The 12,643-nt window shown below is 63.9% G+C and carries 15 protein-coding genes; 11 read left to right on the top strand and 4 right to left on the bottom strand.

What is annotated here, in order from left to right; translation table 11 throughout:
- Window positions 1–70 precede the first annotated feature (70 nt).
- From DXK94_RS07660 to DXK94_RS07630, 7 genes are all read left to right on the top strand, one after another.
- The gene (locus tag DXK94_RS07660) at window positions 71–757 is read left to right on the top strand and encodes a hypothetical protein (RefSeq protein ID WP_115524516.1); all 687 of its coding nucleotides are present in this window, start codon (window positions 71–73) and stop codon (window positions 755–757) included.
- Between the two features lie 21 nt (window positions 758–778).
- Window positions 779–1,495 (top strand): DUF2306 domain-containing protein, encoded by a 717-nt coding sequence (locus DXK94_RS07655; RefSeq protein WP_115524515.1) that lies wholly within the window; start codon window positions 779–781, stop codon window positions 1,493–1,495.
- Complete coding sequence (locus tag DXK94_RS07650; protein ID WP_115524514.1) at window positions 1,492–1,740, top strand: hypothetical protein; 249 nt, start codon at window positions 1,492–1,494, stop codon at window positions 1,738–1,740. The genes DXK94_RS07655 and DXK94_RS07650 overlap by 4 nt, the downstream gene beginning before the upstream one ends.
- Window positions 1,741–1,852: 112 nt before the next feature.
- Entirely contained in the window at window positions 1,853–2,317 is a 465-nt protein-coding gene (locus tag DXK94_RS07645; RefSeq protein ID WP_115524513.1) for a hypothetical protein, read from the top strand.
- A 39-nt stretch (window positions 2,318–2,356) separates the two neighbouring features.
- Window positions 2,357–3,097, top strand: coding sequence for a DUF4386 domain-containing protein (locus DXK94_RS07640; protein WP_115524512.1), 741 nt, complete (start codon window positions 2,357–2,359; stop codon window positions 3,095–3,097).
- Window positions 3,094–4,101: an NAD(P)-dependent alcohol dehydrogenase gene (locus DXK94_RS07635; protein ID WP_115524511.1), complete on the top strand. Its 1,008-nt coding sequence runs from the start codon at window positions 3,094–3,096 to the stop codon at window positions 4,099–4,101. Before DXK94_RS07640 ends, DXK94_RS07635 begins: the two co-directional genes overlap by 4 nt.
- 142 nt (window positions 4,102–4,243) lie before the next feature.
- Window positions 4,244–4,840, top strand: a complete 597-nt coding sequence (locus DXK94_RS07630; RefSeq protein WP_115524510.1) for a hypothetical protein — start codon at window positions 4,244–4,246, stop codon at window positions 4,838–4,840.
- Between the two features lie 105 nt (window positions 4,841–4,945).
- On the opposite strand, the gene DXK94_RS07625 is transcribed toward DXK94_RS07630, so the two are convergent.
- The 4 genes from DXK94_RS07625 to DXK94_RS07615 are packed head-to-tail and all read right to left on the bottom strand — an operon-like array spanning window position 4,946 to window position 8,170.
- Window positions 4,946–5,803: an SDR family oxidoreductase gene (locus DXK94_RS07625; RefSeq protein ID WP_258868478.1), complete on the bottom strand. Its 858-nt coding sequence runs from the start codon at window positions 5,801–5,803 to the stop codon at window positions 4,946–4,948.
- Between the two features lie 20 nt (window positions 5,804–5,823).
- On the bottom strand, window positions 5,824–6,795 hold the full coding sequence (locus tag DXK94_RS07620; protein ID WP_181884766.1) for an NAD-dependent epimerase/dehydratase family protein: 972 nt from the start codon (window positions 6,793–6,795) through the stop codon (window positions 5,824–5,826).
- Window positions 6,792–7,391, bottom strand: a complete 600-nt coding sequence (locus DXK94_RS21375; RefSeq protein WP_181884765.1) for a hypothetical protein — start codon at window positions 7,389–7,391, stop codon at window positions 6,792–6,794. The genes DXK94_RS07620 and DXK94_RS21375 overlap by 4 nt, the downstream gene beginning before the upstream one ends.
- Window positions 7,388–8,170, bottom strand: coding sequence for a DUF4386 domain-containing protein (locus DXK94_RS07615; RefSeq protein ID WP_115524507.1), 783 nt, complete (start codon window positions 8,168–8,170; stop codon window positions 7,388–7,390). Before DXK94_RS07615 ends, DXK94_RS21375 begins: the two co-directional genes overlap by 4 nt.
- Before the next feature lie 150 nt (window positions 8,171–8,320).
- Here DXK94_RS07615 and DXK94_RS07610 point away from each other — a divergent pair, with 150 nt between their 5' ends.
- From DXK94_RS07610 to DXK94_RS07595, 4 genes are all read left to right on the top strand, one after another.
- A complete protein-coding gene (locus DXK94_RS07610; RefSeq protein ID WP_220272960.1) occupies window positions 8,321–8,938 on the top strand; it encodes a TetR/AcrR family transcriptional regulator in 618 nt (205 codons plus the stop codon).
- Window positions 8,939–9,280: 342 nt separating this feature from the next.
- Window positions 9,281–9,919 (top strand): hypothetical protein, encoded by a 639-nt coding sequence (locus DXK94_RS07605; RefSeq protein ID WP_115524505.1) that lies wholly within the window; start codon window positions 9,281–9,283, stop codon window positions 9,917–9,919.
- Window positions 9,920–9,953: 34 nt separating this feature from the next.
- Window positions 9,954–10,739 carry an SDR family oxidoreductase gene (locus DXK94_RS07600; RefSeq protein WP_258868477.1) on the top strand — a complete coding sequence of 262 codons (786 nt, stop codon included), beginning with the start codon at window positions 9,954–9,956 and terminating at the stop codon, window positions 10,737–10,739.
- 577 nt (window positions 10,740–11,316) lie between these two features.
- Window positions 11,317–11,991: a DUF4386 domain-containing protein gene (locus tag DXK94_RS07595; protein ID WP_181884764.1), complete on the top strand. Its 675-nt coding sequence runs from the start codon at window positions 11,317–11,319 to the stop codon at window positions 11,989–11,991.
- Window positions 11,992–12,643 lie beyond the last annotated feature (652 nt).

Here is a 12,643-nt window from a genome sequence, read left to right as displayed (position 1 = left end):
ACACGCGTCCGTAGCTTTGGAACCGTACACGGCACCTGCCTCGGACCACCCAGCAGAAGGGAGCGCGGAAATGACCATCACCCCGTCCAAACTCAGCGGAGCTGCCGGCGTCGCCGCCATAGCCGCCGGGCTGCTGTACGGATCGATACAGTTCGTCCACCCGGCGGAGGAAGTCGCGAACGTCACCGGCAGCACCTGGGCCATCGTGCATTACCTGACGGTGGCGATGGGCGTCCTCGGCCTGGCAGGAATCACCGGAATATACCTTCGGCAGGTGAAGGAAACAGGCCTGCTTGGGCTGTCCGGCTTCCTCCTGCTCGCCCTGTTCTACCTGGCCACCACAGCGCACACCTATTTGGAAGCGTTCGTCCTGCCGCCCCTGGCCGAGCAGGCTCCGCACGTTGCAACGGACATCCTCGGTATTTTCAGCGGCGCCGCAGCGGACGGGAGCCTGGGCCCTCTGGAGGGGATCAGCACCTTCGCCTTCGCGGTTTACTTCCTCGGCGGGGTGACCTTTGGCATCGCCGTCTTCCGCGCCCGGATCCTCGCCCGCTGGGCGGGGATCCTGCTTGCCGTTGGATCAGTGTCTACCGCCTTGCTTCCGCTGTTTCCCCACGCGCTCGGACGCTTCGCCGCCCTCCCCGTAGGTATAGCCGTGGCCTGGCTCGGGTACTCACTGATCAGCACCCGCCAAGCAGCTTCTGAGCCGGCTACCGGGACGCCCGTCCCGGGTCATGGCCGCGCTGTAGCCAAGTGAGAATCAGAAACGGGATATGTGATGGACGGCAAGCAAAGGGCAGGGGCAACCCCTGTACCAGGGCGCAGGCCGGAACAACGTCCAACAGTACGTGCCGGGCTCCTCATCACTTGCCTGATCGCCCTGGGTCTCGTTCCCATCCTGGCGAACACGCTACGGCGCATCGCGCTTTCCCTGGGCACGGTCGAGGGGTTCACCGATAACGGAAGCCCTGATGTGCCTCTCCCGGTGGCCGTGCACGTCCTTACCGCGACCATTTTTGTGATTCTCGGGTCGTTCCAGTTCTCGCCGGGTTTCCGGCGTCGCAAGCCGGTCTGGCATCGGATAGCCGGGCGGGTTCTGGTCGTGGTGGGGATGCTGGTGGCCCTGTCGGGTCTTTGGCTGAACCAGTTCGTTTCCTTCCCTGCCGGGTCGGGGGAACTGCTGTACGTGTTCCGTTGGCTGGCCGGTCTGGGTATGGCGTTCTGCATCGTCATTGGTTTCGCCGCAGTCCGCCGCCGGGACATCCCGCGGCACCGGCAGTGGATGATCCGGGCCTACGCCTTGGGGCTGGGGGCTGGCACCCAGGTATTCACCCTGGGCTTCGGTGAGGCGATCCTTGGGAAAACCGCGCTCAACGTGGCGCTTCTCAACGGGGCCGGCTGGGTGATTAATCTTGCCGTGGCCGAATGGGCTATCCGCCGACAAAGGCCGCGGGACCCGGCTGCCCGTGAATCAACGCAGGTCCGCGTACCATGACCGGCTACACGGCCGCGGGGCAGGAAACCGGCCACTATGAGCTCCGGGTCGAAGGGCACCTCGATGATCACTGGGTGGAATGGTTCGAGCACCTCGAACTCACCCGGGCAACTGACGGCACGACATCCCTCCGCGGTCCGGTAGCGGACCAGGCCGCACTGCACAGTCTCCTCACCAAGGTCCGTGACCTGGGCCTGGTCCTCATCTCCGTACGAATGATCACCGCCTCAGCCGGTGATCGCTAACAGCCGCCGTGTACCAGTTTTGGCAACAAAACTTTGCCGCCGCCGCACAGCGGCGCACCCTCAGGAATGAACGTCCCCCAGTTTTCGGGACAAATGAACAAGGAGCCTGAAAATGCCATCACCCGCAACGTCCAAGCCCGTCCCAAAGACCGTGTCGGAAGCGGCGGAGGAGCTGTCCCTGCTGCGTCTGTATCTGTTGCGCGCCGGTTACCTGTTGATGGCGCTCGGCCTGGTGATCACGCGATGGCCACTGCTGATTGGGCATGATGCGTCCTGGCCGCTGATGGACGGGGTGGTGGTGTGCATGCTCGTCGCGCAGTCCCTGCTGTTCTTCCTCGGTGTCCGTTACCCGGTGAGAATGATCCCGATCCTGCTGTTCGAAATGACCTGGAAGGTGATCTGGCTCAGCACAGTGGCGCTGCCGCTGTGGCTCGCCGGTGAGCTCAACGGCGCCACCGCCACTGTCGCGGCCAATTGCTCCCTTGTCGTGATCGTCCTGATCATCCTTCCCTGGCCGTACCTGGTCCGCCGCTACGTGACCGGACCCGGTGACCGCTGGCTGCCCCAGCCCCGCTGACACCCGAACCCGCCTCTTTTCACCAGGAGAAATTTCACCATGATTACCGTTGATCCCGGGACCGCGAAGGCACCGTTGGTGTCCCACCGGTCGACCTCGCTGGCCGCCGGTGTGCTGTACCTCCTCACATTTGTGTCCATTCCTACGCTCTTCCTTTATGACCGTGTGAAAACAGACCCGGCTTACATCACTGGTCCTGGCCCTGACACTTCTGTCGTCGTCGGCGGGCTGTTGGAGGTCATTGTTGCCCTGGCCTGCATCGGAACCGGCGTCGTGCTGTACCCGGTGGTGAAGCAACAGAACCAAGGGGTCGCGCTCGGGTTCGTCGGGACGCGGATCCTGGAGGCAGGGGCCATTTTCGCCGGGGTCGTGGCGCTCATGTCGATCGTCACCCTCCGCCAGGCAGGCGCCGGAGAGGACGCGCTGATCACCGGTCAGGCGCTGCTGGCCCAGCACGCCTGGACCACGCTGCTGGGACAAGGTTTGATCCCTGCGTTCAACGCACTGCTGCTCGGCTCACTCATGTACAAGTCCCGTCTGCTGCCCAGGATACTTCCGGTCTTCGGGTTCATCGGGGCGCCGCTGCTCATCGCCGGGGCCGTCGGCGTGCTCTTTGGCCTCTGGGGTCCGGTATCGCCGCTGACCGGATTCGGTGCCCTGTTCCTGGCCATCTGGGAATTCGGAATGGGCATCTGGCTGGTCGCCAAGGGATTCAACCCCGACGCCGTCACCATGCTCACCGCAAAAGGTACCAGCACGGGAGGGGGGACGGTGCGATGAAAGCTGCCGTGTACCGCCGTTTCGGCGGCCCGGACGTGGTCCGGCTCGAGGAACAGCCCAAACCCACACCCGGGCGCGGCGAGCTGCTGGTCAAGGTCCAGGCAACCACTGTCAGCGCCGGTGACTACCGGGCCCGGACCAAACACGTTCCGAAAGGGCTGAAGCTTCTCAGCTCGCTCACCCTCGGGTTTATCACCCCGCGCATCCCGGTGCTGGGCATGGACATCGCCGGCATCGTAGAATCAGTCGGTCCCGACGTCACCCGCTTCAATCCCGGTGACGAGGTGATCGCGATGCTGGGCGGGACGTTCGGCGGCCACGCCGAATACGTCACCATCCCCCAGGACGGGGCCGTCACAGCAAAGCCGGCGAACCTGACGTTCGAGGAAGCCGCGGCGCTGGTCTTCGGCGGGATCACCGCCCAGGCGTTCCTCGGCAGGACCAGCCTGGGTCCGGGAACGGCGGTGCTTGTCAACGGGGCCTCGGGCGCCGTCGGGACCGCGGTCGTGCAGCTCGCCAACCTCGCAGGTGCCCACGTAACGGCGGTGTGCAGCGGCGCCAACGCCGACCTGGCCCGTTCCCTCGGCGCAGGGACGGTGATCGACTACACCAGGGAAGACTTCACCCAGGCAGCGGCTGCCTACGACGTCATCGTGGACTGTGTCGGCAACGTCCCGTTCCGGCAATTGCAGCCACTGATCAAACCCGGGGGAGCCCTGCTGTCCGTCATAGCCGACCTCACCGGACTTCTGGCCGCGGGTCTGCGCTCACGCCGGACCGGCACGCACATCACCGCCGGCAACGTCCCGTTCACCGCCGCTGACCTCGCCCGAATCGCACAGCTGGCAGAGACAGGACAGTTCCGCCCCGTCATCGACCGCGCGTTCGACTTCACGGACATCGCGCAGGCACATCGGTACGTGAGCACAGGCCGGAAAAGAGGCAACGTCGTCGTGCGGATCGCTGTTCCGTCCACGCACCAGCCGACGGGCGAAAGCAGGTGACGGCTTTCCATCCTGGCAGCCCTCAAAGTGCCGTGAACCTATACTGGGCTCGCACGGCCAGGAGCCAGTCAAGCAAGGCAGAGTACATGGCAACACGCGGACCCCACACTGTTCGGGACCGCCCTAAGCACCGAGGACGCACATGACACAACTTGCAGCGGGAATCGCGCAGTTCACCGTGACTCAGAAGCTCACCCTGATGGTGAACCGGTATGACATACGTTCCGTGACCGGAGACGGACAACCCGGGCACTTGCTTGCCGTCGCTCAGCAGAAGCGGGCCGCTTTCAAGGAGCAGGTGACGTTTTACCAGGACGAGTCAAGGACCTTGCCGCTTTTCTCCTTCAAGGCCCGTCAACGACTTGACCTCGGGGCGACGTACGACGTGCTGGACGCCAATGGACAATTGCTTGGCAGCTTCCGGAAAGACTTTGGCAAGTCGCTGCTGCGGTCGACGTGGCACCTGGAAGCGTCCGGGCTCAAAGTCACCGGGCGTGAACGCAGCCTCGGGGTCGCCATCGTCCGGCGCATATGGGAAGCGACGCCGATTGGTGATGCGATCCCTTCGCCCTTCCGTTTCCACTTCGACTTTGTCGACCCGAACGGAGAAGTGCTTATGACATCAGAACGGGGGCGGTCCCTGCGCGACCGCTACCTCGTCACCCTTCCAGGCGCACGACTCGATGGGCGGGTTGCGGCGGCGATGGCAGTCGCGCTGGATGCTCTCCAGTCCCGATAGAGCCGTCAAAACGATGGGAAGACGCTATGCCGCCCCCAGCGGGCATGTGGTTTCACCGGGCCGGGAGATTTGGGCGGCTGAAGCTTCGAGGGGGAGGTTGTCGCCTTACGGAGACCAATTGGTCTTAGGCATGCCGGTCATTTCGGCGCTGATATTCCATAGCTGTGCTGCCGTTGCCTGGTCGTAGCTGGCGTTGGAGGAGCGGCGGGGCCCGCGCCGGGCGAAGAACCGCCCGCTGACGTCCGTGAAGCCAGGAGCGGAGGCCAGATGGATTGTGGTTCTAGCGCCTTGGTCTGCTGTGAGCATGAAGGGCCGCAGTAGCGGGACGAGCAGCCGCTGGGCACGTCCGGGGTCCTCCGCGCCGAACCCTGTGCTCACCAATCCCGGGTGGAGGGCATTGGCTGTTACTGGGGTGCCTTGCAGCCTTCTGGCCAGTTCGTAGGTGAACAGGAGGTTCGCGAGTTTGGACTGGTTGTAAGCCGTGGCCCCGGAATAGGAGTGCGCGCCCTGAAGGTCATCAAAGTTGATGCGCCCCATGGCCTCCGCATTGGAGGACACGGTGATCACCCGTGCTTTCCCACTGAGGTGCAGCCGCTCCAAGAGCAGGTTGGTGAGGAGGAACGGTGCGAGATGATTCAGGGCAAGGGTGTGCTCGATTCCGTCTGCTGTCGTGTGGCGGGTGTTCCAGTACCCTCCGGCGTTGTTGATCAGGACATCGATGCGGGGGAGGGCGGTCAGTAGTTCATTTGCGAGCCGACGTACGCGGGCTTGGGAGGACAGGTCGGCAACGACGGCGTCTACATTTCCGCCGGCTGCTTCGCGGATCGTTTCGGCGGCTTCTTCGGTGCGTTCCGGGTCGCGCCCAACGATGATGACGTGCGCTCCCATCAGGGCCAGGCCATGGGCGGTCGCCCTGCCGATCCCTCCGGTGGCGCCGGTGACGACCACTGTTTTGCCGTGCATTGCGCGGCTTCGACGCTGCTTCATGATTGTGCTCGTTCCGGGCGGGGCTGACTGGGGCTGGTGTAGCTCAGGAGTGTTTCTGCGATGGCCTGGTCCAGGGGAGTGGCGGTGACGCCCAGCCTTGTGGTGATTTTGCTGCTGTCAACGATGAAGGGTTCTTCGAACTGGTACTGCATTTCGAGCAGTTCACGAACGACCGCGCTGGTGAGGGCCATGGCGCGCAGGATAAATGGTGGGACAGTCCGGATCCTGGTGCTGGGCTGTCCGGCCTTGCGGTAGATGGTGTCAACCAGTGCCTGGGTGCTGCGGGTTTGGGGGTCGTTGGGCAGGTGCCAGATGTCGCCGGGCCCGTCCGGGTGTTCGCCCAGGACTGCGAGGCCTTCACCAATGTCAGGGATGTACGTATAGGTGTGCGGCTGGTGCCGGTCGCCCAGAACTGAGCTGGTTTTCCCGGCCAGGGCTGCGGGGAAGACGCGGTCGCCAAGGTTGGACTGCGCTCCGCCGCGGGGTCCGAAGTAATCCGAGGCGCGGCCGATGGCAACCTCGAGGCGGCCAGCCTGGTGGGCGCGCAGGAGTTCATCCGCCATGTCGACGCGAAGCCGGCCCTTGCCCGTGTGGGCATTGTTGGGTCGGTCTTCGGTCAGTGGACGTCCTGCGGGACGCCCGTACATGTAGACGTTCTCCATGCTGACCAGCCGGGCGCCCGTGGCTTCAGCGGCCGCCAGCACGCCCGCCTGCAACGCGGGAAAACGCGCGCCCCACTGATGGTAGGGCGGGTTCATCGTCTGATAGACGACGGCGGCACCCCGGGCTGCGTGGGCGGCGAAGACGGGGTCGGCGGCGTCTCCGGCGACAACTTCGACGTCGTTGGGTACCTGCGCTGTGCCGGAGCGGTTGACCATCCGGACGGTGCTGCCCCGGCGCCGGAGGGAGTCCAAGGTGGCCAGTCCAATGGCGCCCGTGCCGAAGATGACATGCAGACCGGGAGTCATGAGTGAACCTTTGCCGTGGTTGGGGTAATGCTGGGCTGCCTGGACGCTGCGACGGGCAGCAGGCGGTTCAGGAGGAGGCCGGTGATGGCGGTGACGAGGACGGCGCCGCTGGCGCCGAACACGATGAACTGCTGATCGACGGCGATTTTGGCCAGGGTGGTGACGGTCCATCCGAGGCTCCACAGGGCAGGCATGGCCGCTGCCCAGAGCCAACGGCGCTGACCCAGTTGCCGGGGCAGGGCAAGTGCCTGGGCGACACCCAGGATGAGGCCGTTGAGCGCTCCCATCAGGGCAAGGTCAGGAAGGGCGGTGCGGTAGCCGATTGTCGCGGAGCCCAGGGCCAGCCCCGCACTCATGCCCAGGACGCTCGCCGTGATCCAGCTGACTGGCCGGACCCTGTGGCTGCTGGTCAGTGCCTGCCCCGAGCCGATGATGAGTCCGGCGATGGCCCCGCCGATGACCGCGGAGAGCGGGTCATCGATGCGGCCGGTGATGAGGGTGCCGGCGTAGCCTCCCACCGGCAGTGCCAGGAAGCTCGTCGTCCATAACAGCCAGGCCCGGACAGCGATTGCCCGTGGAGTCTTCATGCGGGTCATGGTGTCAGTTCCTTAGGCAACGCCGTGAAGGGCCGGGAAGACCGCGCGGCGGTAGCGGGGCTTCCCGCCGCTGATCGCTTGATCAAGATGGTGATGCCCAGGGCGGCGATCCAGAGGCCCCAGCCGGTGCTGCCGAGCAGGCCGGCGAGGTCCCAAACGGGAAATCCGGGCACGGCGGTGGCAAGGATGTCGCCCTGGTTAAGCAGATAGATGCTGCTGGTGGCCAGGCCGGCGGCGCCGATCCACCGGGGAAGAATGCCGCTGCGCAGGATCATGATGCTGACAACGACCGACCAGCCGATCATCAGCAGTTGGCCCAGGTGCTCACCCAGCAGCGCCCCGCCAAACTGGTGCTGCGCCGTCCAGGCAGCGGACACCGCCGCCCGTGTTTGCCCGTCACCTGTCGGGTAGGTGCTTGCCAGTGCCGGGACGACGAACACCCAGCGCAGGAACCCAATGAGGGACAGGAGCACAGAGGCAGCTCCGGCATAGGTGGCCACCTTCAACGCCGGGTTCCCTTGCAGGCCGAGTGCTGCCGGCAGGAGCAGGACCGGTATGGCAAGGAGCCCGTAGGTCCAGGCCGCGGCGAACCAGGCCCAGATGAGGGCGGGGCCGCCGGCGGTAAAGGCAGGCAGCACCACCTCCGCCGGCTCCCGGAGAACGTCCGGCCAGTCGAACATCATCGACAGGGCTGTCGCCGCTGCCGCGAACGCCAGGGCACTGAGGGCAAAAAGCCCGCCGGTAGCGATACGGAGTTGTGTGCTGGCGCTGGTCTTCATGGCGGTCTCCCTGCCTATTCTGTACGGCGTACAAATTGGACGCTGTACAAATAGTGTACGCTGTACAGAAGGAAGTCAAGAGAGGAATTAATGACGCAGGCACGCACATCTAAACCGGGGCCACGCAGAACCCTGACAGAGGGCGCCATCATGGAAGCGGCCCTTGATCTCCTTGACGAAGGGGGTGTTAGTGCAGCTTCGGTGCGGGGGATCGCTGCCCGGGTTGGCGTCGCCCCGAACGCCGTCTATACGTACTTCCCCGACAAGGCGGCCGTGGTGAAGGCCATTGTTGAGCACCTGCTGGGCCAGGTGGACCTGGCAGTATTCTCGAACCGCAACGTTCCGTGGCGCCAGCGCATTGAATCCCTTGCGCTGGAACTGCGGGATCGGCTGACCGCCCACCCGGGAGCGGTGAACCTGATGATCGGGGGACCTATGGACGGCCCGCGGGCTCTTGCCCTGAACGAGCACCTGATGGAAACTCTTCGGGATTCCGGGCTCGACGCCGGCGAGGCTGCGAAGGCGTCCTACCTGCTGATCGTCTACGTCTTCGGCGCAATAGCCCTTGAGACGGCCGAACAGGGTGATAGGCCCAGGGAAACGCCGGAGGACGAAAGGATTGCCTCCCGCCTGGCGGGGTTCTCGGCGATACCTGTCAGCAGTTATCCTCTCTCCGCCGGAGCAGCAGGAATCATGGCCGAGTACGTCTCGACCCGGCAATACACCTGGGGACTACACAAGATTTTGGACGGGGTCACTCGGGAATGAGACGGAGGCTTCGCTACCTCCACGTACAGCGGATTGGCCGGAAGGGTTGCACTCACCGCCCTGCCTGTCCGCGCCGGGCTGACACCGGAGCAAGGGTAGGAAAGTGCGGGGTGCTCTCACTTCCGATGCGAAGCATCAACCCCGCGCCGCATCGGTGCCCCTGAGTCATGCATGGGCATGTCAAGGACCCCAACAACGGCCAGATTCACCATGTGAGTCATCACATGTGGTGATGGCCCGTCACCAAGCCACTCGGTAGCTTCAAAGCGTCCCGACACCATTGGGGCACAACGATTCTCCTAAGACTCGTTGTTGTTGATAGCCAACAGACAAGAGCCTCAAATGTCCTCGAATTTCCAGGTGCTGCTACCAGCAGCACTGATCAAGGTCTTCGCAGTTGCCGGTTTCCTCTCCGCGACCATCCTTGTATTGAACGCAGCCAAGCGTTCCGGGATCATTCCCACAACACCCTTCACCCAGCTGGCGGCACCGGTCGCCCAACTTGCCGCCATTGGCCTGGTCATCGGAATCTATCTCGTCATTTCACCGAAGGCCGACATTCTTGGAATTGTCGGGGCCACACTGTCCGTCGCCGCCCTCGCAGGCCTCGTCGGCGTAGAATTTGTCCTCAATCTTGTCTTTCCCTACCTTGACCAAGACATCATTGCCGTGCTGCGACAGGGCCCGCTTGCAATAGCCCTAACCGCAGTCTCACTACTTTTCCTGGTCGGCACGGTGATCTTCATGCTCACGCTCTGGCGAACCTCAACCGCGCCAAGAGGCGCAATTCTCCTCTACACCGCCGGCACCATACCCATCGCCTTGCGTGCATTGTTCCCCGAAACTGTCCTTCAAATCGGGCTGATCGCGCTGGCCGCAGCCATCTCCTGGCTCACCATATGGATGCTTCGGAACATTCCCAAGGAAACGGAAAGTGAAGCTGCCGAACGAAATCCAGTGGCAGACGCTAATGCGAGCTGATCGAGAGCCGGACGAGAACCACGAGGAGCCAACTATGAAGACCAACCGCCACGCTCTCGTCTTCGGTGCAACCGGCTTCATCGGCAGATGGCTCACCAAGGAGTTGCTCGACCAGGGCATTCCCACAACCGCCGCACTCCGCAACATCAACCGCCTCCCGTCACTTCGCGAGTGGCTGACCGACCGGAGCACCAACGTTGACTTGCTGGACGTTGAACACGCCGATCTGGCATCCAAAGACATAGGGCTGACCGGCCTCGACTTCAGCCATGTCAGCGAAATATACAACGTCGCCGGCGCCTACGCCTTTGGGATGAGCCCGGACACCGCCCACGCCGCAAACGTTGAGACATCACGACGCGTCGTTGAATTCGCCGCCACAATGCCCAACGTGCGGCTCATCCACCTATCCGGATACCGGGTCGGGGGACAAGACCCCGCATCCGTCCCCTGGTCCGAACAGAAGCGCAAGCAACAGTACAAGCGCTTGGGCGCCTACGAGGCATCAAAAGTCGAAAGTGACGCCGTAGTGAAATCCAGAGCAGGGGAACTTGGCGTGTCGCTGACGATCGCCAACCCGGCCTCCGTTATCGGGCACTCCAACACGGGCGAGTCCGACCAGACCCTAGGCCTTGGCACAACTGTCCTCGAGGCAAACTGCCCGCCCTGCCCGGCAATTCCCGTACTTTCGTGCCGGTTGTCACCGTGGACTACCTGGCCCGGTTCATGGTGCTGCTTCCCCCGCAGGACGAAACTCATGGGAAGTCCTACTGGATCCTGGACGACAACACCCCCGCACTACCGGAACTGCTGCACCTGATTGCCCGGCACCATGGGGTGAAACCCCCACGTCTCCGCATCCCGATAAGCATCGTGAAGCTGCTACCCCGCGCCATCAGCAAAGCAGACCCTGAGACGTTGAGCTTCCTCTCACCACAGAGGTACCCAACCGGTCCCGCGAACCGGTTCGCGGAACACCACCGACTCATGCAGCCCGAGATCAAAACCGTGTTGACGCGATGGAGCGAATACCTGACCGCAGGCAAGGCTGGATAGGCGGGCCACCCTTCGCATCGCTACCGCATGATGAGGAGGTCTCTGGGAGTCCTCGACGCCCCCTCACTCGTCCGAGCCTGGCCTCGAGCCCGTGGCCGCAGCGTGGAAAGCCGGGGGAAGGTCAGGGACGTCCCCGTGGGCTTGCTGGTTGGAGTGCATGCCGCCGCGTTAAACCCGGCCGACCGGCACACCCTGCGAGGGGACCCGCGCGTCGCGCGGCTTACGTGCGAAGTCGGGCTCAGGAGGCACCGGCGCCCGATCAGAGAGAAGGCTCCGTGTCCGTTGCCTGTGGGCGAATGTTTCCCTAGACTCCACTGACAGGGATGGCAGCGGAGGGCGGAATGACTGACGACCAGAGGACCGCGCGGATCTTCGGAGTGCTGTTCATCATCACGTTCCTCACCTCGATTCCTGCGGCGCTTCTGTTTGTGCCGGTTCTCGAAGACCCTGCTGGCTACCTCGCGGGTGGCGGGAGTGACACGCAGATCTATCTGGCCGCCTTTCTGGAGTTTCTGCTGATCATCTCAAACGTCGGAACAGCCGTCGTGCTCTACCCGATCGTGAGGCGCCGCTACCAGACGCTCGCGATATCCTTTGTCGCCGCTCGAATCATGGAGAGTGTTTTCATTGCATCTGGGATCATGTTCGTGCTCGCGATCGTCGCCCTGCGCCACGAGGCTCCCGCGGCAGCCGACGTCGCTGTCTCATTAGCAGCGCTGAAGGACTTGTCCTTCTTATTCGGCCCAGGACTTGTCGTCCCCATCGGGAACGGCCTGATACTCGGCTACCTGATGTACCGCTCCGGCCTCGTCCCGCGGCGCATGGCCTGGTTCGGTCTCATCGGAGGGCCACTGCTCCTGATTGGGCAGCTTGGCGTGCTCTTCGACTTGTGGGAGGCAGGAAGCGTGGCGCGCGTTCTTGTCGTGCCGGAGGCCATCTGGGAGCTATTCGTCGGCTTCTACTGCGCTTTCCGGGGGTTCAGGCGGGATAGTCCGATCCTTGCCCGCGAGCCATGACTCCCGAGCCCACACCGGGTCCACGCCGCCCGTCGGCCCGGTCGACCGATGCCCTCCCCAGGCGGTGGCAACAGCTGCTCGCTCTGTCCGGTTTCGCGTTTGCAGTACTCCTCCTCCTCGGTTGGTTCCTGAGCGGTGGCAACACGCCGGACTACACGGCCACCGACGAGGACTGGAGGACCTGGGCGGGCGAAGTTGGGCCCAGGAGCGGCATCGGTGCGTGCCTCATCCTTTTTGGAGGCGTCGCGTTCTTGCACTTCGTGGCGACCATTCGAAGCACACTGGGGAGCGCGGAGCCGACCGTTCGCTCGTCCGGGACATTAGGTTACGCGGCGTTCGGGGGGGCTCTCGTTGGCATCGCGGGCATCGGCATGGCGCTCGTTAATGTCGCATCCGCGACCAGTGCGGGTGCCGACGCGGATCCGGTCGCCATTAGAGCGGTGGCAACCGCGTCCGCTGGCCCGTACCTGGTTGCCGCGATGGGCTTTGCCGCCTTCCTAGGTGTACTGAGTCAGGACGTTGGTTACAGGCGTGAATAGGTGAAGACCTCTTAGGTTGGTGGTTACCACACACAGCCAACGACTAAGAGGTCTTCATGATCCACCGTAATGCCCGTCTGACCCCGACCGGTAGGCGCATCCTCGTCGAACGT

Source organism: Arthrobacter sp. RT-1, assembly GCF_003367205.1.
Classification (GTDB): domain Bacteria; phylum Actinomycetota; class Actinomycetes; order Actinomycetales; family Micrococcaceae; genus Arthrobacter.
This window is presented reverse-complemented; position numbering and strand designations above follow the sequence as displayed.